This is a genomic window from Nocardioides glacieisoli (genome assembly GCF_004137245.1).
Lineage (GTDB): Bacteria > Actinomycetota > Actinomycetes > Propionibacteriales > Nocardioidaceae > Nocardioides > Nocardioides glacieisoli.
The window spans coordinates 1-25,714 of record NZ_SDWS01000009.1 but is presented as its reverse complement, the minus strand read 5'-3'; the positions used below and the strand labels follow the sequence as shown (position 1 = coordinate 25,714).

The 25,714-nt window shown below is 68.3% G+C and carries 28 protein-coding genes and 1 pseudogene; 19 read left to right on the top strand and 10 right to left on the bottom strand.

The window, feature by feature from the left end; all coding sequences use genetic code 11:
• Positions 1 to 38 precede the first annotated feature (38 nt).
• Together EUA06_RS17775 and EUA06_RS17770 are read right to left on the bottom strand one after the other, a co-directional pair.
• Positions 39 to 1,028: a helix-turn-helix domain-containing protein gene (locus EUA06_RS17775; RefSeq protein ID WP_207208417.1), complete on the bottom strand. Its 990-nt coding sequence runs from the start codon at positions 1,026 to 1,028 to the stop codon at positions 39 to 41.
• Between the two features lie 77 nt (positions 1,029 to 1,105).
• The gene (locus EUA06_RS17770) at positions 1,106 to 2,068 is read right to left on the bottom strand and encodes an alpha/beta hydrolase (RefSeq protein WP_198652364.1); all 963 of its coding nucleotides are present in this window, start codon (positions 2,066 to 2,068) and stop codon (positions 1,106 to 1,108) included.
• A gap of 199 nt (positions 2,069 to 2,267) precedes the next feature.
• Here EUA06_RS17770 and EUA06_RS17765 point away from each other — a divergent pair, with 199 nt between their 5' ends.
• Positions 2,268 to 3,443, top strand: coding sequence for a serine hydrolase domain-containing protein (locus tag EUA06_RS17765; protein ID WP_107705825.1), 1,176 nt, complete (start codon positions 2,268 to 2,270; stop codon positions 3,441 to 3,443).
• A 334-nt stretch (positions 3,444 to 3,777) separates the two neighbouring features.
• On the opposite strand, the gene EUA06_RS17760 is transcribed toward EUA06_RS17765, so the two are convergent.
• Positions 3,778 to 4,722 carry a LysR family transcriptional regulator gene (locus tag EUA06_RS17760; protein WP_129478277.1) on the bottom strand — a complete coding sequence of 315 codons (945 nt, stop codon included), beginning with the start codon at positions 4,720 to 4,722 and terminating at the stop codon, positions 3,778 to 3,780.
• A gap of 53 nt (positions 4,723 to 4,775) precedes the next feature.
• On the opposite strand from EUA06_RS17760, the gene EUA06_RS17755 reads away from it, so the two are divergent.
• On the top strand, positions 4,776 to 5,897 hold the full coding sequence (locus tag EUA06_RS17755) for a YeiH family protein (RefSeq protein ID WP_340640797.1): 1,122 nt from the start codon (positions 4,776 to 4,778) through the stop codon (positions 5,895 to 5,897).
• 294 nt (positions 5,898 to 6,191) lie between these two features.
• Here the strand turns inward: EUA06_RS17755 and EUA06_RS22535 are convergent, their stop codons facing one another.
• Complete coding sequence (locus EUA06_RS22535) at positions 6,192 to 6,524, bottom strand: hypothetical protein (RefSeq protein ID WP_165354436.1); 333 nt, start codon at positions 6,522 to 6,524, stop codon at positions 6,192 to 6,194.
• A gap of 83 nt (positions 6,525 to 6,607) precedes the next feature.
• On the opposite strand from EUA06_RS22535, the gene EUA06_RS17745 reads away from it, so the two are divergent.
• The 7 genes from EUA06_RS17745 (at position 6,608) to EUA06_RS17715 (ending at position 11,020) form a co-directional block, all read left to right on the top strand.
• Positions 6,608 to 7,321, top strand: coding sequence for a uracil-DNA glycosylase (locus EUA06_RS17745; protein ID WP_165354435.1), 714 nt, complete (start codon positions 6,608 to 6,610; stop codon positions 7,319 to 7,321).
• Between the two features lie 94 nt (positions 7,322 to 7,415).
• The gene (locus EUA06_RS22770; RefSeq protein ID WP_207208416.1) at positions 7,416 to 8,069 is read left to right on the top strand and encodes an alpha/beta hydrolase; all 654 of its coding nucleotides are present in this window, start codon (positions 7,416 to 7,418) and stop codon (positions 8,067 to 8,069) included.
• A 130-nt stretch (positions 8,070 to 8,199) separates the two neighbouring features.
• Entirely contained in the window at positions 8,200 to 8,691 is a 492-nt protein-coding gene (locus tag EUA06_RS17735) for a sigma-70 family RNA polymerase sigma factor (RefSeq protein WP_056604303.1), read from the top strand.
• Positions 8,688 to 9,341 (top strand): zf-HC2 domain-containing protein, encoded by a 654-nt coding sequence (locus tag EUA06_RS17730; RefSeq protein WP_129478271.1) that lies wholly within the window; start codon positions 8,688 to 8,690, stop codon positions 9,339 to 9,341. The genes EUA06_RS17735 and EUA06_RS17730 overlap by 4 nt, the downstream gene beginning before the upstream one ends.
• Before the next feature lie 58 nt (positions 9,342 to 9,399).
• The gene (locus EUA06_RS17725; RefSeq protein WP_129478269.1) at positions 9,400 to 10,095 is read left to right on the top strand and encodes a hypothetical protein; all 696 of its coding nucleotides are present in this window, start codon (positions 9,400 to 9,402) and stop codon (positions 10,093 to 10,095) included.
• Between the two features lie 185 nt (positions 10,096 to 10,280).
• Positions 10,281 to 10,520, top strand: coding sequence for a cupredoxin domain-containing protein (locus EUA06_RS17720; protein ID WP_211253534.1), 240 nt, complete (start codon positions 10,281 to 10,283; stop codon positions 10,518 to 10,520).
• Positions 10,521 to 10,546: 26 nt separating this feature from the next.
• Positions 10,547 to 11,020 carry a DUF7282 domain-containing protein gene (locus tag EUA06_RS17715; protein ID WP_129478267.1) on the top strand — a complete coding sequence of 158 codons (474 nt, stop codon included), beginning with the start codon at positions 10,547 to 10,549 and terminating at the stop codon, positions 11,018 to 11,020.
• A 521-nt stretch (positions 11,021 to 11,541) separates the two neighbouring features.
• On the opposite strand, the pseudogene EUA06_RS17710 reads toward EUA06_RS17715, so the two are convergent.
• Positions 11,542 to 12,473, bottom strand: a pseudogene (locus EUA06_RS17710) (IS3 family transposase); the annotation flags it as partial.
• On the opposite strand from EUA06_RS17710, the gene EUA06_RS17705 reads away from it, so the two are divergent.
• Both EUA06_RS17705 and EUA06_RS17700 read left to right on the top strand, forming a co-directional pair.
• Complete coding sequence (locus EUA06_RS17705) at positions 12,391 to 12,783, top strand: YidH family protein (protein ID WP_129478265.1); 393 nt, start codon at positions 12,391 to 12,393, stop codon at positions 12,781 to 12,783. The pseudogene EUA06_RS17710 and the gene EUA06_RS17705 sit on opposite strands and share 83 nt — an antisense overlap.
• A gap of 140 nt (positions 12,784 to 12,923) precedes the next feature.
• Positions 12,924 to 13,661, top strand: coding sequence for an MBL fold metallo-hydrolase (locus tag EUA06_RS17700; protein WP_129478263.1), 738 nt, complete (start codon positions 12,924 to 12,926; stop codon positions 13,659 to 13,661).
• Between the two features lie 1,073 nt (positions 13,662 to 14,734).
• Here the strand turns inward: EUA06_RS17700 and EUA06_RS17690 are convergent.
• Positions 14,735 to 14,953, bottom strand: a complete 219-nt coding sequence (locus EUA06_RS17690; RefSeq protein ID WP_224275792.1) for a hypothetical protein — start codon at positions 14,951 to 14,953, stop codon at positions 14,735 to 14,737.
• Between the two features lie 197 nt (positions 14,954 to 15,150).
• Here EUA06_RS17690 and EUA06_RS17685 point away from each other — a divergent pair, with 197 nt between their 5' ends.
• Together EUA06_RS17685 and EUA06_RS17680 are read left to right on the top strand one after the other, a co-directional pair.
• Entirely contained in the window at positions 15,151 to 15,777 is a 627-nt protein-coding gene (locus EUA06_RS17685) for a TetR/AcrR family transcriptional regulator (RefSeq protein ID WP_129478259.1), read from the top strand.
• A gap of 5 nt (positions 15,778 to 15,782) precedes the next feature.
• Entirely contained in the window at positions 15,783 to 16,262 is a 480-nt protein-coding gene (locus tag EUA06_RS17680) for a PaaI family thioesterase (protein WP_224276416.1), read from the top strand.
• A gap of 152 nt (positions 16,263 to 16,414) precedes the next feature.
• On the opposite strand, the gene EUA06_RS17675 is transcribed toward EUA06_RS17680, so the two are convergent.
• Positions 16,415 to 16,786 (bottom strand): winged helix-turn-helix transcriptional regulator, encoded by a 372-nt coding sequence (locus EUA06_RS17675; protein WP_207083443.1) that lies wholly within the window; start codon positions 16,784 to 16,786, stop codon positions 16,415 to 16,417.
• Between the two features lie 208 nt (positions 16,787 to 16,994).
• On the opposite strand from EUA06_RS17675, the gene EUA06_RS17670 reads away from it, so the two are divergent.
• Positions 16,995 to 17,420, top strand: coding sequence for a DoxX family protein (locus EUA06_RS17670; RefSeq protein ID WP_129478255.1), 426 nt, complete (start codon positions 16,995 to 16,997; stop codon positions 17,418 to 17,420).
• A 52-nt stretch (positions 17,421 to 17,472) separates the two neighbouring features.
• Positions 17,473 to 17,967, top strand: coding sequence for a peroxiredoxin (locus EUA06_RS17665; RefSeq protein ID WP_129478253.1), 495 nt, complete (start codon positions 17,473 to 17,475; stop codon positions 17,965 to 17,967).
• A 723-nt stretch (positions 17,968 to 18,690) separates the two neighbouring features.
• On the opposite strand, the gene EUA06_RS17655 is transcribed toward EUA06_RS17665, so the two are convergent.
• A complete protein-coding gene (locus tag EUA06_RS17655; protein ID WP_207083445.1) occupies positions 18,691 to 19,320 on the bottom strand; it encodes a TetR/AcrR family transcriptional regulator in 630 nt (209 codons plus the stop codon).
• Between the two features lie 936 nt (positions 19,321 to 20,256).
• On the opposite strand from EUA06_RS17655, the gene EUA06_RS17650 reads away from it, so the two are divergent.
• On the top strand, positions 20,257 to 20,760 hold the full coding sequence (locus tag EUA06_RS17650) for a GbsR/MarR family transcriptional regulator (protein ID WP_129478249.1): 504 nt from the start codon (positions 20,257 to 20,259) through the stop codon (positions 20,758 to 20,760).
• A 131-nt stretch (positions 20,761 to 20,891) separates the two neighbouring features.
• On the opposite strand, the gene EUA06_RS17645 is transcribed toward EUA06_RS17650, so the two are convergent.
• Together EUA06_RS17645 and EUA06_RS17640 are read right to left on the bottom strand one after the other, a co-directional pair.
• Entirely contained in the window at positions 20,892 to 23,231 is a 2,340-nt protein-coding gene (locus tag EUA06_RS17645) for an MMPL family transporter (protein ID WP_129478247.1), read from the bottom strand.
• A 38-nt stretch (positions 23,232 to 23,269) separates the two neighbouring features.
• Positions 23,270 to 23,872: a TetR/AcrR family transcriptional regulator gene (locus tag EUA06_RS17640; protein WP_129478245.1), complete on the bottom strand. Its 603-nt coding sequence runs from the start codon at positions 23,870 to 23,872 to the stop codon at positions 23,270 to 23,272.
• Positions 23,873 to 24,056: 184 nt separating this feature from the next.
• Between EUA06_RS17640 and EUA06_RS17635 the strand changes: the two genes are divergently transcribed.
• The 3 genes from EUA06_RS17635 to EUA06_RS17625 all read left to right on the top strand — a co-directional run.
• Positions 24,057 to 24,539 carry a MarR family winged helix-turn-helix transcriptional regulator gene (locus EUA06_RS17635; protein WP_129478242.1) on the top strand — a complete coding sequence of 161 codons (483 nt, stop codon included), beginning with the start codon at positions 24,057 to 24,059 and terminating at the stop codon, positions 24,537 to 24,539.
• A gap of 283 nt (positions 24,540 to 24,822) precedes the next feature.
• Complete coding sequence (locus EUA06_RS17630) at positions 24,823 to 25,062, top strand: DUF305 domain-containing protein (protein WP_372456056.1); 240 nt, start codon at positions 24,823 to 24,825, stop codon at positions 25,060 to 25,062.
• A gap of 293 nt (positions 25,063 to 25,355) precedes the next feature.
• Positions 25,356 to 25,714: ankyrin repeat domain-containing protein (locus tag EUA06_RS17625; RefSeq protein WP_165354432.1), on the top strand; the 359-nt coding region annotated here is incomplete at its 3' end.

Here is a 25,714-nt window from a genome sequence, read left to right as displayed (position 1 = left end):
TGTCGACCGGCGTCGCCTCGGCCGGTGTCGCGATTTCGTCAGGTGCCGAAGGGTGGCGCAGGTAGATCGAGCACCTTCGAGCGGCGCAGGCGGTGGCTGAGGTAGGCCAGGCCGAGGCGGGCACGACCGAACCCGTCGAGCGGGTCGAAGCCCAGGGCAGCGGAGATGACATCCACCCGGGTGCTCAGCGTGCTGTGGTGTACTCCAGCCCGGCGCGCTGCCTCGCGCACCGACTGGGTCGCCAAGATGGCAGCCACCGTCGTGAGACCCCACGGGTGCTTCGCCACGTCATCCATCCGCGCGACATCGGGCTGGTGAGCGTCCTCCGGGGTGTCGGCCAGCATGTCGATCAGTCCGCCGTAGACGTCGGCGCAGACGAGGCCGTCGTCCGGTGGTGCGCACAACCGGAGCGCGACCATCGCGGTGCGGAACGAGTGGTGGAGCTCGTCGACCGAGCTGACCATCCCGACCCCGCAGGGACTGGCCTCGAACGCGTCGTAGGACTCGGGCAGGACGATCGCGTGGATGGGCCCGTGCCGGGTGGGAATGACGTCCTCCGGACCGTCCGGGTGGCGCACCCACACGGCGAACAGCGGCGCGGCCGCCACGCGGTAGCGACCGGTGGCGCTGAGACCGAGGGCGACCGCCGCGGCGATCCTCTCCTCCGCGGCCACGTCGAGGTCGGTGAGCAGCCCGAGGTGGCGCCGGTTGTCGTGGTCGCGCCGACCGCGACCGTGCCGAATCCGGACAGCCAGCGCGAGCCGTTCAAGTGTGATCGCGTCGTTGGGCAGCGCCTCACCCTCGCGCTCGAGCCAGACGACCAGGCCGTCCGAGGCGGGGGCCATGAACTCGGCGTCGAGCTCGGGCGGATCACCGTCCACCACGCTCCCGCGCGGACTCACGCGCAGCACCCGACGCGGGTGCTCCTGGCGGAAGCCGGCCGAGCACCCGGCCAGCGATGCAGCGGCGGCGAGGAGGCCACGCGTGTTGACGTTGCCGACGACCAGCTCGTCGAAACAGGCGATCACCCGCAACCCCAGACTGGCGCTGGGATCGAGACGCGCGATGCGGCCCAACAGCTCCTGCACGTCAGCTCTTCTCCCGCTCAGTCACCGAGGATCTTCTCCACCCACGTGTCGCGCGCCTGGATCATCGAGCGCCCGACTGCTGTGTGCGGGGCGAAGATGTCGCAGGCGTGGAACGCGCCTGCCCACACGTGCAGCTCGGCGTTGCCGCCGGCCCGCCAGATGGCGTCGGCATAGTCGATGGCCTCGTCGCGGAAGATCTCGGCGGCCCCGACGTCGATGAAGGCCGGCGGGAGCCCCGACAGGTCGTCGGCCCGCGACGGTGCGGCGTACGGCGACACCTGATCGCCTCCTCGCTGCGCCCCGAGCAGGGCGCCCCAGCCGGTCTCGTTGCTCACCCGGTCCCACACGCCGATCCCGTCGAACTGACCTGTCGACGCTGTGGTGCCCCGGTCGTCGAGCATCGGATAGTCGAGCACCTGGCCGCACAGCCGCGGTCCCCCACGGTCGCGTGCAGCGAGGGCGAGGCCGGCGGCCAGCCCGCCACCGGCACTCGCTCCGGCCACGAGCAGCCGGTCGGAGCGGATCCCGAGGTCCTCGCAGTGGGAAGCGGTCCACTCGAGGGCGGCGTACATGTCCTCGCGGGGATAGGGATCGGGGAACTCGGGGGCGAGGCGGTATTCGACGGTCACCATGACCACGCCCAGCCGGTCCACCCAGTCGAGGACCAGGTCGATGCCGCTGAACCGGTCGCCGAACATCAGCCCGCCGGAGTGGGCGTAGAGGACTCCGGGGCGACCGGAGGTGGCCCCGGCCGGTCGCAGCACCGAGACGGCCAAGGCAGTCCCCTCGTGCCCCGGCACCTCCAGGTCGACCCGTCCGATCCCGCGCTCGGCGAGGAGGTCGTCGAGTGGGGCCGAGGCGTAGGACACCCGCATGAAGTCGATGAGGTCGGGCGTGATCGTGGGCGGGAACATGCCCCCCACGATGGCCAGTCCGGCCTTGAGCTCGGGGTCGAACTCGGGGCGTACGACGTTCGTCACCCTCGTCACGCTAGCCCCGGACGGACGTCCGCGACAGGGGTCGACCCGACGAATGTGCAACTCGCGAGATGCGACCCGCCAGATGGCGGTCCGAGCACACCGAACTGCGTCGCGACGGCGGTTCCCTGCGCGCCGCCGGAGGAGCACGGTGAGCCACAGCGACCGGTAACGCCGGCGCCCACCACGAGGAGGACGCATCATGACGAGGACCATCGACGGCGCGGCGATCGACGCCGTGCTTCGGCAGGGCGTGGACAACGGGGCGGTGCCGCACGTCGCCGCCATCGCCGCGGATGCCGACGGCGTCTTCTACGAGGGTGGGGCTGGCGTGCGGATCGCCGGCGAGTCCGACGACCCGGTCGGGACGTCTACCCAGTTCCGGATCATGTCCATGACCAAGATGGTGTGCACCACCGCCGCCCTGCAGCAGAAGGAGCGGGGCGACCTCGACTTCGACGCCCCCGTCGCGGACTACGTGCCGGACTTCGCGGACGTGAGGGTCCTTGAAGGCTGGGACGGCGACGAGCCGATCCTGGTCGCTCCACGTACTCCGCCGACCGTCCACCAGCTTGTGACCCACACCAGCGGCTTGGGCTACTGGTTCTGGAACGACGACCTCGTGAAGTACGAAGCGGCGACCGGGATCCCCAACGTGGTGCCGGGCTCGATGGACGCCTTCAAGGCGCCCATGACCGCGCACCCCGGCGAGAAGTTCGTCTACGGGATCAACACCGACTGGCTCGGCCGGGTCGTCGAGGCGGTGGCTGGGAAGCAGCTCGATGCGGTGATCGAGGAGGGCATCGCCGGCCCCCTGGGCATGAGCAACACGACCTTCCACCCCAGCGACGCCCAGCGCGACAACGCGGTGACGGTCCACGTCAAGGGCGAGGACGGGTCGTGGGGCTCGGCCGGCAGCATCCTCAACCCCGAGCCCGACTGGTGGGCCGGCGGCCACGGCCTCTACTCCACCCCGCGCGACTACATCCGCTTCGAGCGCGCCCTGCTCCGCGGCGGGGAGCTCGACGGCACCCGCATCCTCGAGGAGGGCACCGTCGACGCGGCGTTCAGCAACCAGATCGGCGACCTCGACTTCCCCGCCGAGATCGCAACCGCCGACCCGGCGATCACCGACACGCTCCACGCCGGTCCCGGCTGGAAGTGGGGCTACGGCCTGATGCTCAACGGCGCCGACTCACCCGGCGGCCGCAAGGCAGGCAGCGGCGCCTGGGCCGGTCTGTTCAACACCCACTTCTTCATCGACCGGAGCACCGGGATCTGCGCCTCGATCTACACCAACTCGCTGCCCTTCATCACTGAGCATGAGGCCTGGAAGCTCTACGGCGACTTCGAGAAGGCGTTGTACACGGCACTCTGACCACCGGCTGAGTCACGCCACCGCTGGAGTCGTGGGGTAGCCGGAGCGAGCGCGGCGGTCGAAGCACAACGGTGCCGCTCCGGCCGCCGCGTAGTCCTCGATGCGTGTGATCGTGATGCGAAGTCGTGTTAGGTGCCGGCGTGCTGGGGCGGGTTGTAAGTCCGGCTGGCGTTGAGTGCGCGTACCGATGACGGATCCTGCACTGGCGCGCTCCGCGAGCCGATCCTGCACTGGCACGCTCCGCGAGCCGATCCTGCTGCGGTCGCGCTCTTTGTGACCAGTAGTTTGTGGCGCGTTGACCAGCTCGCGCGAGTCACGGTAGCGCCAGCGATCCTCAACGAACTCGCGCTCTGCTCCGGGGTAGACGCCGGGCTCGTGGCCTCTCGGGGACTGCAAGCCGAAGCAGGTCCTCTGCCGGGCCGACCGGTCGCTGGCCGGTGAGCCAGACGGCACGTAGCGAGCGGTCGAGGTCGACTCCGTGAACGGGGACCTGGACTAGGCGGCCGGCTGCGACGTCGTCGTGCACTGCCAGGTCGGAGAGCACGGCCGGGCCGGCTCCGGCGATGACTGCGGAGCGGACGCCGCTGCTGGTCGACACCTCGAGCAGGGGTTGGGTGGGGGTGCCGAACGGGGTCAGGGCTCGGTCCAGCGCGGTGCGGGTCCCCGACCCGGCTTCGCGGTGCACCAGCCGCGTTGCGGCCAGCTCCTCAGCCTCTACCGATCTACGGCGGTGGGCCCACGGGTGAGCGGGCGCGACGACGACCACGAGCCGGTCGGTCGCCACGACCTGAGCAGACAGGCCGGAGGGAAGGTCGGGGCCCTCGATGAAGCCGAGGTCGGCGTCGCCCGCGAGAACCGCGGCCGCCGTGGTGTCGCTGTTGCCTGCGGTCAGGCTGACGGCGGTGTCCGGATGCGTGGCGGCCAGCACGACGAGCCAGCTCGGCAGTAGATGCTCGGCCACGGTCAAGCTCGCCGCGACCCGCAGCCGCGCGATGCGGTCGCTGCGCAGGGACGCGATGCCCGCCTCGAGGACGTCCGCAGCAGCGAGGACCCCACGTGCCCACTCGGCCAGCAGTGCACCGTTGGGGGTGAGGTTCGAGCCACGGGCCGAGCGAGTGAGGACCGCGAACCCGACCAGCCGTTCGAGTCCGCGCACCCGTGCGCTCACGGCAGGCTGGCTTAGCCCGCGGGAGGCACCGGCCTTGCTCAGGCTGCCGCTGGCAGCGATCTCGAGGAGCAGCGACAGGGTGTCGAGGTCGGGCACCCGGGTGAGAGTCATCGACCCACTCTAGAGCCCGCCATCAGTCCGGTGGATGACGTCATCGATCCAGGATGTCTACCGAGCGCCCGTCTGCCGGCGCAGGCTGGAAGTACCGACGAAGGAGAATGCCTGTGACCACGGCCCACGAAGCCCCTGTCCACCGACACCGCACCGGCAGCCGCTGCCGCCCGTCCTGCCCGCCCACTCCCGAGCCCGGGCACCGCAGTCCGGTACCTGGGTTGCTCGCCGTCGCAACCGCCACCGGCGTCGCGTTCGGCGTGCATGCCTTGGTCCCAGCGGTGAACCCCTCCACCGTTGCTGTGGTCATCGGCGCGATCGCGGTCAACATCGGGCTGCACCACCCCTCCCTGCACGTCGGCACCCACGTCGCCTCACACCGGTTCCTGCGCCTGGCCGTCGTGCTGCTTGGCCTGCAGCTGGGGCTGCAACAGCTGCTCGACCTGGGGCCGCGCGGTGCCCTCGTCGTGGTCACCACCGTCACGGTCACGTTCACCGGAACGCGCCTGCTTGGGCGGCTGCTGGGTGTGCCGCCGGCCCGGTCCCTGCTCGTCGCCACCGGCTTCTCGATCTGCGGCGCCTCGGCCGTCGCCGCGATGGAGGAGGTCGCCGGCGGGGACGAGGACGACACGGCGGTCGCAATCGCGCTCGTCACGTTGTGCGGGAGCCTGGCCATCGTGCTGCTCCCGCTGCTTCGTGAGCCCCTCGGGCTCGACCCTGCTGCGTTCGGCAGCTGGGTCGGCGCAAGCGTGCACGACGTGGGCCAGACCGTGGCGACAGCCGACCGCGTACCGGGAGCCCTGACGACCGCGGTCGTCGTCAAGCTCAGCCGCGTCGTGCTCCTCGCCCCGCTGGTCGCCGGGACCGCCGTTGCGCTGCGGCGTCGCACCCCCGCGGCGGCGACGGGGCGCCGCCCACCGCTGCTTCCCCTGTTCGTCGCCGGCTTCCTGGCAGCGATCGCCGTCGCGAGCACCGGGCTCCTGCCCGATCCGGTCCTGCACGGCGCGAAGGTCCTCCAGGAGGTCTTGCTCGCCGCAGCCCTGGTCGGTCTGGGCACCGGGATCCACCTCCCGGTGCTGCGGCGCACCGGAGGCCGCGCGCTGGTGCTCGGCCTCATGTCATGGGTCCTCGTCGCGGGGGTCGCCTACGCCGGCGTACAGCTCACCGGCGCATGACGGGCAAGGGGTGGTGGTCGGTTCGACCAACCCCGCGGTGGGTGGGTCGTGTGGTTCGGGCACTCCTGCGCCCAACCTGGCCCAACTTGGCCCGACCCTTCGGCGTGATCGTCGGGGATCCCAAACGCTGGGCGGTCCGCGCTGATGTGTTCGGGGTGTCCGGGTTCGCCGGTGAGTGTCGCAGTTGGTTAGAATGAGCGCACACGATGGCGGTGGGGCTCGCCGACAACCGTGGCGGCAGGCCACCAACAGTCCCTACCTGAGACAGGTAGGAGTTCGTGTGCCCGAAAATAGTTACCCCGACGTCGGCGATCTGCCGATCGATCCCGATACGTCCGGTGACAGGCTCACCGGCACGGTCCACCGGTTGCCTTCCTTGTTCACGTCGCAGTGGGACGTGCTGCTCGCCATCAGCGCCGGCGGTGCCGTCGCGTCGTCGCGCGCGACGTGGATTCCGGGAGCCTGAGCGTCGTGGCGGTACTGGACCTCGATCTGCGACGGTACTTCCGCGCCGTCTGGGTCGGAACCAAGAACCCGCCGGCCGGGGCCGTGCGTGACCTCGTCGCGATCGCGCGTGCGGCTGAGCGCTGACCACCAGAGCGCCTCCACAATGAACTGGTGGCCCACGAAGTGGAGCCGGGTGCGGGCACATGGCTCACCGCTGGTTCGGCATAGGGTTTCTCTTGTGACGTCGCCGCCGCATGTACGGGATGAGCAAGCGTTCCCCCTCCCGGTGGCCGCCGGATTCGCGGGCATCTGCCTGGCTGTCGGTGTTGCGCCCGTGGGCTGGAGCGGACACCGTGCTGCCTGACCCTGCCAGCAAACGAGCGCGCGTCCACGACGACCCGGTTGGCCGCTTGAACGAGCTGGCCGAACGGTGGCGGTTAGAAGGTCCGAGCAATTCCAGGTTCGTGCCCTGGTTCGACCCCGACGGTGCAGGAACTAAGGCCCAGGTGCTGCTACTGATGGAGGCGCCCGGCCCCAGAACGGTCGCCGCGGGCGACCTCGGCTTCAGCTCGCTCGACAACGACGATCCCACCACCCGACAGGTTCACCGGGCGCTGACCTCCTCCAATCTCGACCAGGCTCGCTGCCTGCGGTGGAACGTCGTCCCCTGGGCCCTGACCGGACCTGAAGGTCGACTCCGCGCCCCCCGGGTCGATGACCTGGAAGACGCCCGGCCGGCCTTGAGCGCGCTGCTCGCCGAACTGGTCGACCTCCGGGTGGTCGTGACCTTCGGCGGCGCGGCACTTGAAGGGTGGATGAGGTACCTCACGCTCGCCGAGCACCCGGTCGTCGTCCCGACCCTGGCCGTTCCCCATCCCTCACCTGCCAACGGACACCGGCGCCAGGAAGCCCTCCAGCGAACCACCGCCGCTCTGGAACGAGCCGCAGATCTCTGCGGGCGAACAGCCCACAGTTGAGTCCACAGGCGTGGTGTACGACGGCTTACGCGTGGCGGGCAAGGGACGGTCACACAGATGAGCATTCCGTGCACAGCGACCTAGTGTGGTGGACATGCTCGGAACCCTGAAGAGAACGGCACTCGCACCGGTCCTTGTCCTGGCCCTGGCGAGTTGCGGAGGATCGCCGGAGACGGCCAGCACCGGTTCCACCGGTGACTCCTCAGGGCAGACCATCTCCGTCGCCGGCGCCCCGGCGTCGAGGTGGGGCCAGGGAGACTACGGAGTTGTCCTCGCTCATGGCGCCGCCTTCAACGCGGCCAGTTGGGAGGAGCAAGCCGTCGCGATCGCCGACCAGGGAGCGAGCGTGATCGCTGTCGAGGACATCGACCCCGATGCGATTCGCGACGCCGTGGAACAGCTACAGGGCGAGGGAGTCGCCGACGTCGCGCTCGTCGGGGCCAGCGCTGGGGCCGACGCCATCCTCGATCTCGCGAGCCAGGACCCATCGCTGGCCGATCAGCTGATCTTGCTATCGCCGAACGCAACGGTCGACGGTCTCGGGGAGGAGCCGAAGCTCTTCGTGGCCAGCGAGGACGAGCCCGTGGCCAACGTCTCGACGGAGCTGGCCGCGTCCTCCCCCGGTGAGGAGAACGAGGTGACGATCCTGCCGGGCACGGCCCACGCGCAGAACATCTTCGCCACAGACCAGGCCGGTCCGGTCCTCGACGCGATGCTCCAACGCCTCAAGCGCTTCGCTGCCCCGTGAGCCCTCACGGAGCCGTCGTGCACGGCGCGACACGGTGAACCGATCCCGAAAGCGGGTCGTACCCAAACCCGTGAGATCGCTGCTCCCCGGCTCGCGGGCACCCGGTAGGTCGGCCGGGGCCGATGAGCGAGTGCTGACCGAGCTCTACCTACGGCACGGGACGGCCCTGATGACCTTCGTGCTGCGCCTGGTCGATGACCGGGGCCGCGCCGAGGACGTCGTGCAGGAGACGATGCTGCGCGGCTGGCGCAACCTCGACAGGATCGATCCGAGTCGCGGTGATCCGCGGGCCTACCTGTTCGCGGTGGCCCGCAACCTGGTCATCGATCTGTGGCGCGCCGACGAGCGCCGCCCACGACTCATCGGCGACGACGACACCGTGGCAGCCCAGTCGGTCGGTGACCGCGCCGACGCGCTGGTCGACGCCTATGTCGTCGAGCAGGCACTGGACCGGCTCTCACCCGAGCACCGGGCCGTGGTCGACGAGCTCTACTACCGCGGCGCCACCGTCACCGAGGCCGCCAGCACCCTCGGGCTGCGCCCGGGCACCGTGAAGTCACGCTCGTACTACGCGATCCGCATCCTGCGGACCGCGTTCGAAGAGATGGGAGTCGAGCGATGAACCAGCACGAGGAGGACCGCGCTCACACCCGGCTGCGCGAGCTGCTGGGCCCCTACGTCCTGGGCGGTCTCGACGCCGACGACCGGGCTCGGCTCGAGGCCCATCTCCCGACCTGCGCCTCGTGCCGCGACGAGCTCGCGACGTACGCCGGGCTGCCGGCGCTGCTGCGGGCCGGGGCGCCGTCATCAGCACACCGCGAAACCTCCGATGCTGCCTTGGGTGACGCGATCGGAGCCCTGCGGACCCGTCGGCATCGTCGCCGGCTGCTCCTCACCGCTGCCGCCGCGGTCGTGCTGGTGGCGGGAGCGGGTGTCGGCACGGCGGTGGTCCTCGAACCCGACGCACCCCTCGCTACGACTCTCGCCCTGAGCGCACCGGCGGGAGTGAGCGCCACCGGTGCGGCCTCCTTGAGCGCCAAGCCGTGGGGCACGTCGGTCGAGCTCGACCTGCGGGGGCTCCCACAAGACGAGCAGTTCGTCGCCTGGCTGGTCTCACCCGAAGGAGAGCGCCAGCAGGTCGCCACTTGGGGATCGACCGGCAACGGCGAAGCGCGCGTGACCGGGGCCTCGGCGTTCGTCACGCGCGATGTCGCCCAGGTGCGGGTCACCGACTCCGACGGTGATCTCGTGATCTCCGCCACTACCCGGTGAACCGATCCGCCGGCGACGGCGTACCCCTGCGTGACATCCGACGAAAAGGGACCCACCAATGAAGAAGATGACCACTGCCCTCACCGCCCTCACCGTGACCGCGGCGCTCGGCGGCACCTACGCCGCCACCGCCGGTGGGGCCTCCGCCGCCCCTGGGCCTGGGCACCGCGACCGCCATGACGCGGCCAAGTCCGTGGACGTCGAGATCCTCGCCCCCGCACGCGGCGACAACGCCGGCATCGCCGGAGCCGGGTGGTTCGTCGACCTCGAGATCGAGTTCAATGACACCTCGCTCGCAGGCACCGGCTTCACCGCCAACCAGTTGACCGGGCCGGCCGCGCACAACAACACCGCTCCCTTCCCCGGTAGCTTCTCGACCGGTGCCGACGACCGGATGCCCGGTTTGGTCGTGCTCACCAGCACCACCAACAGCACCCTCCCCGGCTTCTCCGGGCCCGGAACCAACCTGGCCAACCTGTTCAACCTCACCGGAGTCACCGACCGCTCCAAGAACGACGTCGAGATCTGGGACACCTGGATCGTCGGCGCCCCGATCGCCGGCAAGGACGTCACCACCACGCTGACCGTCGCCGTCATCGACGACCTCAACCACGACGGCATCTACAACGACGCACCCGCCGTCGTCACCGACCAGAACGCCGACGGACGCATCGACCGCCGCGACCTCGAAGCCATCGGCGTCGCCTCCAAGGTCGAGACCGTGGACTTCCGTATCAACGGCGCCCCCGCATGAGAGTGATCCGTCCGGCTCCGTTGGACCGACCCCAGGTCTCGCGACACGTCCTGAAGGCTCTGATCGTCCCTGTCCTCTTCCTTCTAACGGCCTGTGGGTCTTCGTCGGAGGAGCCCTCGTCCTCGCCCGCCCCCGTCTCGTCCGCTACGCCGGACGGCGCGTCGGGTGATGTGCTGCCGGAGGGGGTGGCCTACACCGTGGCGGACTACGCATTCGCGCCGCTCACCGTCGCGCCTGGCCAAGAGGTCGAGGTCGTCGACAGCGACGCCGAAGCGCACACCCTGACCGCGATCGACGGCTCCTTCGACACAGGCAGCTTCGACAACAGCTCGCCGGGCACGTTTACCGCTCCTGACAAGCCCGGGACCTACGACTTCGTCTGTGAGATCCACCCGTCGATGACCGGCACTCTGACCGTTCAGTAATGAAAAGCCACACCAAGGAGATCACCATGCGTAACCTGACCGCGCGGCGCAGCGCCGCTGTCATCTCGAGCCTGTTCCTGGCTTTCGTCCTGGCCGGCTGTGGTAGCGACGACGAGTCGTCCACCGCTGTCCCCGCCGAGGATTCTTCCACCACGACTACCGGCACGGTCGAGGCAGCCGACCAAGACGGTGACGGCAGCACCCTGACCGTGAGCTCCGTCAGCCTCGAGGGTGTCGAGCAGGGTTGGATCGCAGTGCACAGTGACGTCGACGGCAAACCCGGACCGGTCGTCGGCACCGTCCAGGTCGAGCAGGGTGAGAGCAGTGACGTGGTCGTCGAGCTCGACGACACCGTCGCCACCGGCGACTACTGGCCGATGCTGCACGTCGACGACGGCGAGATCGGGGCCTACGAGTTCCCCGATGTCGAAGGCGTCGACCTGCCGGTGCTCGACGGCGAGATGCCCGTGATGCAGAAGCTGACCCTGACCGTCAGCTGACCTGCGTGGTCCCTGAAGATCATCCGGACTCACGAGTGCAGGGACGCCGCCAAGGGTCGTCGCCCCAGCGGCGACGACCCTTGCCTGCAGGGCGAGCTGGTCGTTTAGCCGTGCTTCGCGTCAGCATCACGGGGAGCACCCGCGGAAGTACCCCGAGGAATTTCGGGGCGTGCGATCCCATGGCCGTCGACCGACAACGTGAGCTGGCCAGATGTCCGCGGTCGAGGAGCACTCGCCCTGATGATCATTGACCGGTCGCACAGCACCGGATCTCAGCTCGTCATCGATCTTTCTTGGCATGGTGCTCGTCCTCCTGGACTCAAACAGGAGCGGCATCAAACCTCCGGCGCGTGACCCCATTCCGCAAGCGCCTGCGGACGGGTCTCCTGGGACCTCGGGCGATCAGCTCGCCCAGAGACTGCACCAGTTTCGAAGGTGGTTGGGATGTGGACTCGTCGGCTCACGTCGAGGCTGCGGCGTCGGGGACCCTTGACTCGCCCTGGGTCTGATGGAGGCTCGGGCTATTGGATTTCGACCAGGGGTTGGTCGGTCCTAGCTCGAGCGTAGAACGTCTCCTCGAACTCTGCTGGCGGTACGTCGTCGAGGTAGCCGTGAAGGCGCTCGTGGTTGTGCCAGTAGACCCACGACAGGGTCGCGAGCTCGACGTCCTCAACCGTCTTCCAGGGCCGACCTTCACGAGCTGGGCCGCGGATCAGTTCGGCCTTGTAGTAGCCGTTCACGGTCTCAGCGAGAGCGTTATCGTAGGAATCTCCGACGGCCCCGATCGAAGGAACCGCGCCAATCTCGGCCAGGCGTTCGCCATACCGAATCGACGTAAATTGCGACCCAGCGTCGCTGTGACACCGCAGCCCGGCCAGCTGGGTGCCGCGTGACCAGCGGGCCATCTCGATCGCGTCGAGGACCATCGTGGTCCTGATGTGCGAGGCGGCCCTCCACCCGACGATGGTGCGGGAGTATACGTCGATGATGAAGCAGACGTAGGCGATCCCGGCCCAGGTCGGCACGAACGTCAGGTCGGTGACCCACAGCTGGTTAGGTGCCGCAGCGGTGAAGTCACGACCCACCAGATCGGGGTGGCGTGGCGCACCGGGGTCTGGCTTGGTGGTGCGGACCCGCTTGGTGCGCCGGGCCCCTTCGATACCGTCGGCGCGCATGAGTCGGGCGACCTGGTCGCGACCGATGTCGTGGCCACCACGGTGGGCGGCCTTCCAGATCTTGCGGGCCCCGTAGACGCGGTAGTTGTCCTCCCAGAGCTGACGCACGACCGGGGCCATGACGGCGTCGCGCTGGACACGGGCGGAGGGTGGCGGTTCTTGTACTCGTAGTAGCTGCTCGGGGCCACCTGCAGCATGCGGCAGATGACCCCGACCCCCAGGCGCCGGCCCGCGACGACATCGTCGCGGTTGGCGTCGATGAACGCGGCTACTACTTGCACCTACCTAGCCTGGCTCCGCACCGCGGGTGGGGTCATGGTGCTCGGCCTGGCCGTGGCCACCTTCGGCGACGCCACCACCATCTACACCATCGCCGCCGGGGCAGTGCTCATCGTGGTCGGCGTTGCCGGACTGTTCTACGGCACCCGACGCTACCGCCGTGTCAACCGCGAGATCGAGCACGGCGAGTACACCACCGGCAGCCGCGGACGCGGCCCCGCCATGGCCTCGACGGTCCTGACCCTCGCCGTGCTCGCATCACTGATTCTGCTGATCATCGGAGAAGCATCGAACGGTCAAGGCCGCTGACCACCTGCACTCGGTGAGCCCCGACCCAGAGCCCAAACGTCGGGGGTGCGCCGACAACGTCATGACATTCGGGTCGCTGACGCTCGAGAATGGCAAGCACCACAACAAGTGATGCCCCGTGAACGACGTATCCTCCAAGCATGCGAGTGACCGTGCTGGGAGGCGGGGGTGGGTACCCCACCCCGGAGCGAGCGTGCAGCGGCTACTTGGTCGAGCACGATGACTTCCACCTGCTGATGGACCCAGGGCACGCGACCATGTCCCGGCTGGTGGAGTACGTCTCGCCCGAGGACGTCGACGCCGTGCTGGTCACTCACGGTCACGCCGACCACTGCGCCGACCTCAACCCGTTGCTGCGCGCGCGGCACCTCGCTGACGACCCACCCGGCCAGCTGCCTATCCACGCACCCTCGGGCGCGCTCGACGCGCTGCTGAGTCTCGACGGCGCGATGCTCGCCGATGACTGGACCCTGACCGTTCTCTTATCGGCGCAAGAGGTGGTGATCGGTCCTTTCACGGTAACCTCGGTCGAGCTCCCGCACTTCGTCTCGAACCTCGGTGTCCGCATTAGCGCCGGCGGTCGCCTGCTCGCCTATACCGGCGACGCGGGTGCGAGTCCCGACACCGTCGACCTGGCTCGCGGTGCCGACGCACTCCTGGCCGAAGCGAGCTTCGTCGACGAGGTACCCACGGAGTCGGCCGAGGGACTGAGCAGCGCCCGCGACCGCGGAAAGGTCGCCGCCGAGGCAGGAGTCGGCCAGCTGGTGTTGTGCCACGTCTGGCCCGGCGAGAGCACTGACCGGCTGCGGCAGGCGGCTCGCCGAGAGTTCTCCGGAGAGATCGCCGTGGCCACCCCCGGGCTAACGATCGAAGTCTGATGCGACGGTTCAGTTTCCGGTTGAGGATGGTCGCTGTGGCTTAATCGACGAGTTGCTCCTGATGATCTACCCGCTCGTGCTTGGCTCCGGTCATCGCCTGTTCGGGCCGGATGACCATGCGCACGGACTGCAGTTGGTAAGTGCCACACCAACAGTGGCCGGAGTGCTCCCGCCACGTACCAGCGCGGAGGTGAAAACGTCTTAACCGTTTGGGCTGTCCCGCGAGCCGAACCCCAAAGAGCGCTGAAACGCAAACGGAAACGGCGAGACGCCGATGTCCCACAGGGGTATCCTCAATCGGTGATCGCGACGCCCACGCATTGACCGTCTCGATGCCGGGCCGGAGACCGATAGGCGTTCGGCCAACGGGACCAGGGGTGCCGCCACAATGGGCGAGAAGGCCCGGCATGGGGGTGACCCATGTGTCCGAGTTACTCGATCTGGTCGCCTGCGGCGAGCATCTGGGCATGGGCCCGGTAGGTGGTCGCCCCGAATACCATCCGCAGGTCCCGGTTGTACTGAATCAGCGACTCCGCGCTGACCAGGAGCAAACGAGGAGGAGGTGGGCGGGACGTTCTCGTGGGGCATCGAGAAGGATGTGTCTCACATTGGAATGCCAATCCGCACCGTACGGTTGTGCCTACGACAGCAGATCGCCACATACCTGGTCGAGGATCTCCACGACGTCGGGCGCCTGTCTTTGGGGCAACCTTGGTGATGGCGCACCCGACGGCGGTGGCTATCACAGTGCGCGCCAGATCGACAAGCTCGACCGAGTGCTCGTCGGCAACCTCCCCGAGGTGGACGCGGGCAAGCGCAGGAGGAACGCGCTCTGCGAGAACGATGATCCGATCGCCTGCTCAACCTCGGCACAACCCTGGATGCTGGCTGGTTCGTCGCTGCACGTTCTGACCACCTCCGCCGAGTCCCGGCGAGGCACATGTGTCCTGGTGGATCGCTATGCCTTGAACCAGCATCAGTCGCCCGCAGGCAAGGGGGCATCGTCCCTTGAGGATGACCTTGGCTCGGCTCGTGTGTGTTGAATGCGAGGAGGTCATCCGGGGTCAAATGCATTATTGCCAGGAGTACGTCGCCGGGTCGGCGAGCGCGGCGGAGACGTCGTCGTACCGGCGGAGGACCCACGAGTTGGCCTTGCGCGACCAGTGGGCCGGGGCGTTGGCGCGCAGCTCTCGGTAGAGGGGATAGGGATCGGCGATCACCTCGGCGTCGAACGGGCTATCGGTCAGTGGCTGGTCGCTCCCCGAACATCTCCTTCGCGGTCGCTCCTTCATCAGCGGCCCTCGGTGTGATCGACGTCGAGTACGGACAGGTGGGTGGGGGCGACGGGCGTGCCGCCCACCCGAGGTCGCTCGGTTGACCACGTCATCTCCTGAACTCATGGTTTGTACTGGAAGTACAACTACGATGTCGCGTAGGTCGAGAGCCGTGACCTCCCGAGCTGGGCGGCAAGTGAACGGAGACGTGTGGGATGAGGAAGCTTCCAGCGAAGTTGGCCAGTCAGCTCTACGGGGCGGCGGAGCTGATCGCGGAGCGCGGTCTGGACGGCACCAAGATCGAAGACATCGCTGAGGCCACGGGCATCCCCAAGGCCACGATTTATTACCACCTCGACGGCAAGAACGCGGTGCTGGAGTTTCTCCTCGGCGACCTGTTGGACATGATCGCCGGGGCGGTCGGTGTTGCGGTGGCGAGCGAGGAGAACGCGCGGACCCGACTGGAGGCGGCTGTGCAAGCGCAGCTGGGCGTGATGCTCGAGCACCCGTCCTTGTGTCGGGCACTGGTCGGCGACCTCGGACGCGCGACCCGGCTGCCCGAGTTGGCGGCGGCACTGCGGACTGCCTTCTACGAACCGATCGAGCAACTATTGGCTGAGGGTGTCTCCGACGGGTCGCTGCGCCAGGTCGCCGATCCGGGCGCCGTGGCCTTGAGCGTCTTCGGTGCCATCACCCTCGCTGGCCTCAGCGCGGCCGTGGAGGGGCCGTCCGCCGACCCATCCGCCGACGCAGCGCGCTTGTCTGCCGCGGTCAGCGAGCTGGTCCTCGACGGTCTCGCGACACCTGGCAGTCGCGACCAGCGGCGGAGTGAGCCGCTGTGAGCAGCATGGAGGAGCTCCTCGCCAGCTGGAACGAGAAGTTCCGGCCGCACGCTGATGGTGCTCAGCTTCCGCCGCACCACACCCACTGCCTCGCCTGTGGCCCCGACAACCCACACGGCCACCACCTCACCGCCCGTCGTCGAGGCGAGGAGGTGCACGCGACCCACGTCTTCGACGAACGTCACGTGGGCGCCCCCGGGATTGCCCACGGCGGTGCCGTAGCAACCGTTTTCGACGACCTCTTCGGGTTCCTGCTCTACCTCACGGGCGGTCCTGCGGTGACCCGGAAGCTCGAGGTGCTCTACGACTCACCGGTCATCCTCGGCACCACCTACGATCTCGCGGCCAGGGTCGTCCGGACAGAAGGGCGCAAGCTCTTCATGGAAGCCGACATGAAGCAGCTCGGAGGGTCGCGTGTCGCCTCCGCCACGGCCCTCTTCCTTTCGGTGGACGTGACCCACTTCAACCAGGGCATGCCGCGATGACGGGCCCATCGTCGGGCGCCGTACTTCCCGACGCCTCGTGTTCCGAAGGTCTGCAGTCCCGTGGGTGCCGATCCTGGTGGCGGTTGCCTCAGAGTCTCGGCAGCGGTTGGTACAACCTGAGCAGCACGAACAGCTCAGGACGGCGCTCGGATTCAACGGCCGGGCCCGGTGTCGGATTCGCGCCCGGTCCCGCCCCTCCAATGCGTGGTCCAGTCTGACAACGCGCGTAGCGCGGGCACGAGCGCCTGCGCTGCCGCGGTCGGGGAATACCCGACCAGGCCCGGATCCGTGGCGGTGTGACGCTCAAGGAGTCCCTCGGCCTCGAGCCGGCGCAGGCGGTCGCACAGCAGCCGATCCGATACGCCAGGCACGGCGACGCGGATGTCGCTGAACCGCCGGGCTCCGGAGAGCACTGCGAGCAGGATGCTGCCCGTCCATCTGCCGCCGATGAGTTCCAGCGCTTGCTGCAGGCCGAGGCAGTGGCCAGGCGGCCATTGTCCGGGAGTGCTGCTCTGCTGCGTCACTGGTCCATCATGACGTTTCGGTTCGTCGCGAGGAACCTTTGGCCGGACACCACGCGCGGCGGGGTCACGTCGTCGCAGGGCACACCCACTTTCAACACCACTTACGAAGAGTACTTACCATACGTAAGTTTTGTGGCTAGGATGGCCATGGAGCGGACGGCCCACAGTTCTGCTCCGCACCTCGACGTGGAAGGTCTGGTGGCTGACCGTGGACGTACTCGTGTTGGTGGGGCGCATCCTGTTCGCCGCGTTGTTCTTGATGTCGGGATTCGGGCACCTGACCCAGACCAAGATGATGGCCCAGTACACGGCCTCGCGCGGGGTTCCTCAGGCGCTCGCCCCGACAGCGGTCTTCGGGACGGGGCTGCTGATCGTGGCCGGCGCACTGATGGTCCTGCTGGGCGTATGGGGCGACCTGGGCGCGCTGTTCCTGGTGGTCTTCCTGGTTCCGACGGCGGTGGTCATGCACGGCCCGTGGGGCGTCGAGGATCCTCAGCAGCGGATGATGGAGCAGACCCAGTTCCTCAAAGACCTGGCGCTGGCCGGGGCGGCGCTGATGGTGTTGGTCCTGTTCGGCTGGGCCGGCCCTGATCTGGGGCTCACCCTGACCGACCCGCTGTTCGACCTGGGCTGAGCGGCGTGTCCGGCGATCCGAACCGACTGGCCGGTACCGGATGGGGTCGTCGATGAGCGGACCGATAGGTGTCGGTGACCTTGCTCCGGACTTCAAGCTGCCCGACCAGCATGAGACTCCGGTCCGGTTGAGTCGGCTGCTCGTGGCCGGGCCGGTGGTGCTGTTCTTCTACCCGTTGGCGATGAGTCGGGGCTGTACCGCGGAGAGCTGCCATTTCCGTGACTTGGCTGCGGAGTTCGCGGCGGCCGGTGCGACCAGGGTGGGGGTTAGCCGCGACTCCGTGGCTCGTCAGCGTCAGTTCGACGCCGAGCATGACCTGGGGTACCGGTTGCTCTCCGACGCCGAGGGGGCCGTGGCTGTTGCCTACGGTGCGCAGCGGAATCTTCTCGGGTTGCCGCCGCGGCGGAGCACCTTCGTGATCGGCTCCGACCAGCGCGTGCGGGGAGTGATTCGTAGTGAGCTGCGGATGGAGGCCCATGCCGACGAGGCGTTGCGCATCCTCGCAGCCGACGGGGGCGCGGACGCCGGGGGGACCGGGCCTGCCTAGCGACGGCGGGGTGGCCTCCCCGGGGGCGGGGGGTTCTCGGGCCGTGGGGTGTCTTCGTCGTCGGTGAGATGTGCGTCGGGGTCGACGGAGGTCTCGAACGCGGCGGCGAGGTCCTCGCCCGAGGTGTGTCCCCGGGTCTGTCGCAACGGGGTCTCCCGCAGGAACGGCAGGATGACGAACCCGAGGATCGCGAACGGTACGGCGGCGAGGAACGTGGTCTTCAGCGCCTCGGCGAACCCGCTGGTGACCGCGAGATGGATGGGCTCGGGTAGCGCGGCGATCTGCTCGGGGCTGCCCTGGGGGGGCGGACCCGGCGGGCATCTGGTCGGCGCTCACCCCGGCCGCCTTCAGCTGGGCGGGGATGGTGTCGCGGAGCCGGTGGGTGAGCAGTGCACCGAAGACGGCGACTCCCATCGCGCCGCCCAGGGAGCGGAAGAAGGTGGCGCCGGAGGTGGCGACGCCGAGGTCGGCATGGGGCACCGCATTCTGGGTCGCCAGCACGAGGACCTGCATCACCATCCCTATGCCGGCGCCGGTGATGAACATGAAAACGCCGGCCAGCCACAGCGAGGTGTCCACCGACAGCCGGCTCATCAGCGTCTCTCGCGTGGCCAGAGCCGGAGCGGCGCCGGGATAAGCGCTACTCCTCCAGGTGTAGCGGCTCAGCAGTGCCACCAGACGCAGATCGCAAGTGGGCGATGTTTGGGGACAGCCGGACGCCAGTCAGGAGATGTCGCCGACCAAGTAGCGCTGCAACGTGGGAGCAAGCGCGGCCACCAGCTCGTCCTGGCTTGCAGAGGTCAGATCCTCGAGGCCGACGACGTGGCGAGCCAAGGCGAGGCCAAGGATCTGCGACATCACGAGCGCGGCGCGCAATGGTGCCTGCCCGACCCCGAGATGGGACACGACCGGTTCCAGCAGATCAGTGGTGAACTTCTCGCCAATCATGCGAGCGGTGTCGGCTTCGACCGCCGCGGTGCGGAGGGTTCCGAGGATGCGCTCTCGCCGGCCCGTCTCATCGAGTGCCTCGATCACCAGTCTTGCCAAGCGCTCGCCCACGAGCCTCGGGTCCCCGTCCAGGAGCCGAGCCATGAGCGCGGACGAATCCGAAGAAGAGTTGACGACTTCGTCGAACAGCTCTCGTTTCGAGCCGAAGAAGTACGCCACGAGGGCGGCATCCACGCCCGCCTGTGCTGCGACCGCCCTCAGGGTGACGCGGTCGTAGCCTCCAGCGGCGAACTGCTCGCGGGCTGCCTGAGCTATCTCCTCGCGTGTAGAACTGTGCCCCGGCCGGCGCCCTGGTCGTGCCCTGACCGGGCTCACGGCCGCCGTTCCATCAGAAGGTTGCTCCATACCCCACCCGCCTAGTTTTCCGTCCAAAGGCCGTCGACGAAGGGCTGGCGGCTCAGGAGAGCGGACGCGACACGCCGGGGCGTGGCAGTCCTCATGAAATTCAGCCTGTCCGTCACTGGTCAGCGACCGCGTCACCTCGTCGAGGCCGGTGCCGCCATCCTGACAGTGTCGGACGATGGTGCTCGAAGGGCAACGAGGCTGCATACGTGGTCAACACGACATCCGGGCAACGACGACTCAAAGCGGAGGCGACAATGCTGAGTGCGCCGATTCTTGGTGGTCTGCCGAACTCGCTCAGCCAGACGCGGCAACGCCGGGCGATGAACGCCATCGGTAGCCCACTGCACGCCCACTGCAGGGACAGGCGTGGCGCCGTGGGCGGCTGGACCCTCTACTTCTACCCTTTTCCTCCTATGTATTTCGGCGTAGGCTGGCGCCGACCGCTACCTACGGGTGATCGCGATCCCCCGGGTTCGGCCGCCACGGCTGGAGGTGGGTGAGGTGAGATACGGGAATCCGTACGGGCCGGCATGGCAACAGCTGGGGAACGCCCTGTGGGATGTCTTGGCAGTCGTGTGGTGGACGCTGGTGGCTGGCAGCGTCGCGTTCGGTGCATGCTGGTGCATGGGGCAGTTCATGTACACCGAGTGGGTTCGCGACCATCCTGCGCCCCGCCTACGGTTCTTCGCCGAACGCAGGCTGCGTCGAGACATCGCCCGCGGGCTGGGCGACCTTGAGGAGTACCTCCGCGAACGCGATCCAGCGCACCTCAACGACGGGCCCGCCCCTTCCGGCCGGTCTCGGACCTGGAGGCGCCGGGGCTGGCACCGACCTTGAAACAGACCCCCACAGCCCGGACGCCTCCAGGATCTGCGTTCGCAGGGGGATCTCTGAGGGCTGCTATCCCAACGGGCATACCCGGATGGGCCTGGCTCGATGAGCGATGCTGAGCAGATGCTGCCGAGCCGCTGGCAGGACGAGAGCGAGGGGCTGCTTCGCGTGGTCGAGCGTATTGCCCTGATCCTGAACGAAGCCGGGATCCCACGGATGTCCGCCAGGGTGTTGGCCTACATGCTCGCCGACGACGCTGACCGCTACTCCGCCGCCGCGCTCGCGGACGGGGTCCGGGTCAGTCCGGCCGCAATCTCGGGGGCCGTGCGGCATCTCACCGCGACACGGATGGTGGTCAAGGAGCGCGAACCCGGGAGGAGGGCCGAGTTCTACCGGGTCTGTGAGGGCGACGTGTGCGGCATGATCGTGGCCGCCTGGATCCCGGTTCTCAAGCAGTGGGAGTCCGTGGTGGAGTCCGCCGCCGTCGAGCTCGGCGCGAACGGCGGCGGCCACCGATTGGCCGAGGCGACAGAGTTCATCGCGTTCCTGCGCGGCGAGACGGAGGGCATGCTCGAGCGCTGGGCCGAGTACCGCCGACATCCTGGATGAGCGATCCTCGGTGATCGAGGCGCCGTCAGGGATTGGTGGTCGATTGCGTTCGGGCCCTGGCTGCGGTCCGGATCGGTGTGGTGAGGCCTCCAGGACGTGCCCCGGCGTTCGTCTCTCGACGCTTCGGTCCCTCAGTTGCTGACCTCGATGCTTTGTCGGTCGGTGGCCTCGGCCTGCTGGTTGAGCATGGTCAGGAGCTTGTCGCCCTCGATGTCGAGGTCGGGCAGTAGGCGGTCGAGCCAGCGGGGTAGCCACCATGCTCGCTCGTCGAAGAAGGCCATCAGCGCGGGGACGAGGGTCAGCCGGACGATGAAGGCGTCGATGAGGATGCCGGCGGCGAGGGCGAAGCCGATCTGCTTGATCATGATGTCGTGGCTGAAGATGAAGCCGGAGAAGACCGCGACCATGATGATCGCGGCTGCCACGACGACGCGGCTGGCCTGGTCGAACCCATGCACGACGCTCTGGCGGGCTGGCTGGCCGTGGATGTGTGCCTCGCGCATGGAGGAGACCAGGAAGACCTCGTAGTCCATGGCGAGGCCGTAGAGGATGCCGGTCACGATGATCGGCATGAAGCTCATCAGCGGGCCGCCGGTGTCGAACCCGAAGAGGCTGCTGAGCCAGCCCCACTGGAAGACGGCGGTGGTGGCGCCGAAGGTGGCCAGGATGCTGAGCAGGAAGCCGGCGGTGGCCTTGAGTGGGACGACGATCGAGCGGAAGACCAGCGTCAGGATCAGGACGGACAGCACGATGATGATGCCGAGGTAGAGCGGTAGGACGTCGGCGAGCTTGTCGGACATGTCGATGCCGATGGCGGTGAACCCGGTGACGCCTAACTGCACCTGGTTGTCCTGGGCGATGTCGTTGTCGGGCTCGCGCAGCGACTTCACGAGGTCGCTGGTCGCCTCGTCGCTGGGGCCGGAGGTGGGGATGATGCTGAACACGGCGAGGTCGCCGGCCTCGTTGACGCCGACCGGCGCGGCCAGCACGATGTCGTCTCGGTCCTGGAACTCGGCGAGGAGCTTGTCGGTCAGCTCGGGTGTGACGCGGTCTGCGGTGCCGGTGGGCTCTGCGGTGACCAGGAGGGGGCCGTTGAATCCCTCACCGAAGCCTTGGGAGACGGCCTCGTGGCTCTGCCGGGCGGCGGTGTCCTGGTTCGCGGTCTCGCCGGTGGGGATGCCCAGGTTCATGCTGGCAGCGGGGATCGCCATCACGCCCAGGATCGCGACCACTCCTGCGATGACGGGCCACCGTAACCTGATCACGCCCTTGACCCAGTGGTCGGCGACGCTGTGGGACTCCGCCTCCACCTTGGCGCGGCGCCGGGATCGGGCCTTGTCGGAGCAGATCCGCTCCCCGACCAGCCCCAGCAGGGCGGGCAGCAGGGTCAGTGCGATGAGCACGGCCAAGGCGACCGTGGACGCCGCGACCAGTGCCATCGTGGACAGCATGGCGATGCCGATCACGGTCAAAGCGGTCAGCGCGATAAGGACGGTCAGGCCGGCGAAGAACACAGCACTGCCCGCGGTGCCGACCGCTCTGCCCGCTGCCTCCTGCGCGCTGAGTCCCCGATCGAGAATCAACCGTCGCTGCCGGTTGACGACGAACAGCGCATAGTCGATGCCGACGGCGAGGCCGACCATGAGACCGAGGACGGGGGTGGCGGAGTTCATCTCGACGGCCGTGGAGAGCGCGTACGCGCCACCCACGCCGATGCCGACGCCGACCAGGGCGGTGATCAGGGGCAGACCGGCCGCGATCAGCGAACCCAGGGTGAGCACCAGCACGAGAGCGGCGACGGCGAGACCGATCACCTCACCAATACCGACCGGGATTTCGATGGCCTTGAGCGAGTCGCTCGGGAGCACGGTGATCCCGGTTCCCTGCTCGGCACGCTCCACCACCTCGACCACCGAGGTGACGTCGTCATCGGTCAATGAGGTCGAGGCGACTGTGAACTGGAACTGGAACAGTGCGACCTGCCCGTCCGAGGACACCAGCACGCCGGGCACCGCGGCCCCGTCCACCACCAGCGGCTGGTAGGGAGGCGCCTGCCCCTGCTCCGTCCCGGCTGAGGGATCGGCCGGAGCACCTTCCTGAGGAGTGCCCGGTCCGCCCTGCTCCCCGGCACCCAGAGCGGCGTCCAGGGGATTGACGACCTTCTCAAGGGCATAGACGTCGCTGACGGTGCCGCTGATCACCGCAAGACGCTCCGGAGTGTCGAGGCGCTCACCGCCTGGCACAGTGAAGACGACGCTGGCCTGGCCTCCCGACGCCGCGGGAAGCTCATCGGCCACGCGGTCGAGCACGGTCTGAGCCTCGGTGCCCTCGATCTTCATCTCGGAGCTGACGTTCACCCCGTTGATGGCCACGGCACCGACGACCGCGGCGAGGACCGCCACCCAACCGGCAATGAACAGCCACGGCCGGCCGAATGCGGTTCGTCCGAGTCGGTACAAGAATGTGGACATGGGTTCTGGGTCTCCTTGAGGGGGCGGGGCGGCGGTGGCTAGAGGCCGTGGCGCAGGTAGTCGAAGGTGAGATCGAGGAACGAGGCGTAGTCCATCGATGCGGGGGTGGCGTCGTTCTCGCCGTCCAGGTGCACGTCGAGAGTTCCCTCCAAGGCGGCCATCACGGCGCCATAGACGGCGCCGAACAGCAGCGGCACGTAGATGGCGGGATAGCGGTCCCCGGCTGCGGATCCCAAGAGCTCCTGGGCGGTGTGGCGCATGCGTTGCTGAACGCTGAGGACGTACGGCTCGAGCGTCGGGTACTGCCGTGCCATGGCCATCAGCTCGCGCATCCTCACCAAGGTGTCCGCGGTGAACTGATCCCTCATCACGGACAACAGGGCATCGAGCAGTGGCAGGTCTTCCGGCAGGTCGGCGAGGATCGCGCTGGCGTCGTCGACACCCCCGAACGCGACCGCGGCGACTGCCTCCTCCTTGCAGGAGAAGTGGTTCGCGAAGGTGCGCCGGGAGTAGCCCGCCCGCTCCACGACGTCCGCAGTGACAAACCCGAACAACCCGCGCTCACGGGTCAGCTCGAAGGCCGCCTCGGCCAGCGCCTGCGCCGTCGCCTCCCGCTTGAGGTCCCGCAACCCACGATCCATGCCCTCAGTATGACCGGGCCTGCCCAATGAGCAACATTGCCCAGTGAGCACGCAGACAGTCGCCTGACGCCTTGCTGAGCGGTAGCCGCCGGCGGCGGCCGGTAGCGTGACGGCACACGCGACTGCTGATCCGCCTTGGACGGCCGGTCCTGTCAGTCGGCGGCATCGACCTAGGGGAGCGCGTATGGGTGCTGATGGCGAAGCGGTCGGCGTTGACCGTACACGGAACCAGACGACGACTGACGGGGAACAGTTCGCCGATGCGGTGCTGGCCCTGCTCGCAGTCGCTCGGCGGACCAGGGGCCGACTGCAGCCGCTTTTCGAGGACGTCACCGTGCCACAGCTGGTACTGCTGGACGCCGTGCAGGCTTGTGGTCGCGAGGGCATCGCCGCCATCTCGGCATACACGCTGCTGAGCCAACCCACGGTGACCCAACAGGCCGCCGGGCTGGAAGCGGCCGGCCTGCTGTGCCGTATCCCAGCCGTGGACGATCGACGCCGACGCGTACTCACGCTCACCGAGCGCGGGGAGCAACTCCTGGCCGCCAAGCGCGGCCTGGTTGCCGACCGGTTGGCGGTGGCCTGGACATCCCTCACCGCCGAGGAGCAGTCGATCGCGGTCCCGCTGCTGCGTCACATCATTGATCTTGTCTCCGAGCTCGCCTGAGTGATTCGACCCGGTACCACCTACGGTCCACATTGGGCCCGTGCTACTCGGTACTGGACGGGTATCCTGAGATCGGAAGCGAGGGCGAATCCCTCACCACACCGAGCGAATCGGTAGTTTCCGGCCCGACGCCGAGAGCCAAGGGGTGAAGGACCTCGCCGCGGACATCAGTGTCGTCCAAGAGCCCGAGACCGAGAAGATGAGCTCGTGGCTGAGGCGTTGAGGACGTCCCCGACACCGGCAGCGGTGACATGGGTGGCATGGACCACGGCGGGCGGGCAGCATGGAAGACATGCCGGGCATGATGTCGTCCGACAAGATGGAGGAGTTGGCGTCTGCGTCCGGGTCGGCGTTCGACGAGATGTTCCTGTCGATGATGATCGAGCATCACGAGGGCGCAATCGAGATGGCCCAGACCGAGCAGGCAGACGGCGAGAACCCCGGCGCCGTCGACCTGGCCCAGACCATCGAGAAGACGCAGGCCTTCGAGATCGAGACGATGAAGGAACTCCTCGCGTCCTGATCGCCACAACTGAGGCTCACACGGACCGTGCTCGGGTCCCGGCAGGCGTGCTGGGACCCGATCGGCTTACTGTCCGCACCTCGCCCTCAGAGCGCGATCGGTTGTCGAGGTCGAGGCGCCGCCCCTCGGCCATGGCACCGGCGGAGGTGTGTCGACTGAGCACGTCCACAGGCGTCCAGCCGGCCATCGGCTTACGGGATGGCCCGGAGCGCGGGGAAGGCCAAGAACTCCCGTCTTTACAGCGTTAGCGACACATGATCGGTGAGTTCTGCACGTGCTCGTAGACTTCTCAGATGAGTCTCACGCCCGAGCAGACCGAACGCGTCCTCTCGCTGGCCCTCGACCTGGCCCGCGCCGGTGAGACTGAGCAGTTGGAGGAGTTCCTCGACCACGGCGTCCCCGTCAATGCGGTATCCGAGTCGGGCGACTCGTTGCTGATGCTGGCGGCCTACCACGATCGTCCCGACACCGTGAACATGCTGCTCGACCGCGGCGCCGACCCCGACCTGCGCAACGCTCGCGACCAGTCGATCGTCGCTGGTGCCATGTTCAAGGGCGCCGATGAGGTCGTACGCCGACTCGTAGGCGCCGGTGCCGACCTGGACGCCGGCACGCCAACAGCCCGCCAGGCGGCCGAGATGTTCGGTCGTGG

Bases quoted from the DNA above. Each gene is read 5' to 3' on its own strand.
- EUA06_RS17630 (WP_372456056.1), top strand. From the start codon at position 24,823: ATGGAAGACATGCCGGGCATGATGTCGTCCGACAAGATGGAGGAGTTG.
- EUA06_RS17680 (WP_224276416.1), top strand. From the start codon at position 15,783: ATGGAGGAGCTCCTCGCCAGCTGGAACGAGAAGTTCCGGCCGCACGCT.
- EUA06_RS17645 (WP_129478247.1), bottom strand. From the start codon at position 23,231: ATGTCCACATTCTTGTACCGACTCGGACGAACCGCATTCGGCCGGCCG.
- EUA06_RS17745 (WP_165354435.1), top strand. From the start codon at position 6,608: ATGAGCAAGCGTTCCCCCTCCCGGTGGCCGCCGGATTCGCGGGCATCT.
- EUA06_RS17725 (WP_129478269.1), top strand. From the start codon at position 9,400: ATGAAGAAGATGACCACTGCCCTCACCGCCCTCACCGTGACCGCGGCG.
- EUA06_RS17690 (WP_224275792.1), bottom strand. From the start codon at position 14,953: ATGAAGGAGCGACCGCGAAGGAGATGTTCGGGGAGCGACCAGCCACTG.
- EUA06_RS17685 (WP_129478259.1), top strand. From the start codon at position 15,151: ATGAGGAAGCTTCCAGCGAAGTTGGCCAGTCAGCTCTACGGGGCGGCG.
- EUA06_RS17730 (WP_129478271.1), top strand. From the start codon at position 8,688: ATGAACCAGCACGAGGAGGACCGCGCTCACACCCGGCTGCGCGAGCTG.
- EUA06_RS17760 (WP_129478277.1), bottom strand. From the start codon at position 4,722: ATGACTCTCACCCGGGTGCCCGACCTCGACACCCTGTCGCTGCTCCTC.
- EUA06_RS17655 (WP_207083445.1), bottom strand. From the start codon at position 19,320: ATGGAGCAACCTTCTGATGGAACGGCGGCCGTGAGCCCGGTCAGGGCA.
- EUA06_RS17665 (WP_129478253.1), top strand. From the start codon at position 17,473: ATGAGCGGACCGATAGGTGTCGGTGACCTTGCTCCGGACTTCAAGCTG.
- EUA06_RS17700 (WP_129478263.1), top strand. From the start codon at position 12,924: ATGCGAGTGACCGTGCTGGGAGGCGGGGGTGGGTACCCCACCCCGGAG.
- EUA06_RS17715 (WP_129478267.1), top strand. From the start codon at position 10,547: ATGCGTAACCTGACCGCGCGGCGCAGCGCCGCTGTCATCTCGAGCCTG.
- EUA06_RS17650 (WP_129478249.1), top strand. From the start codon at position 20,257: ATGAGCGATGCTGAGCAGATGCTGCCGAGCCGCTGGCAGGACGAGAGC.
- EUA06_RS22770 (WP_207208416.1), top strand. From the start codon at position 7,416: ATGCTCGGAACCCTGAAGAGAACGGCACTCGCACCGGTCCTTGTCCTG.
- EUA06_RS17755 (WP_340640797.1), top strand. From the start codon at position 4,776: ATGTCTACCGAGCGCCCGTCTGCCGGCGCAGGCTGGAAGTACCGACGA.
- EUA06_RS17765 (WP_107705825.1), top strand. From the start codon at position 2,268: ATGACGAGGACCATCGACGGCGCGGCGATCGACGCCGTGCTTCGGCAG.
- EUA06_RS17635 (WP_129478242.1), top strand. From the start codon at position 24,057: ATGGGTGCTGATGGCGAAGCGGTCGGCGTTGACCGTACACGGAACCAG.
- EUA06_RS17705 (WP_129478265.1), top strand. From the start codon at position 12,391: ATGCGGCAGATGACCCCGACCCCCAGGCGCCGGCCCGCGACGACATCG.
- EUA06_RS17640 (WP_129478245.1), bottom strand. From the start codon at position 23,872: ATGGATCGTGGGTTGCGGGACCTCAAGCGGGAGGCGACGGCGCAGGCG.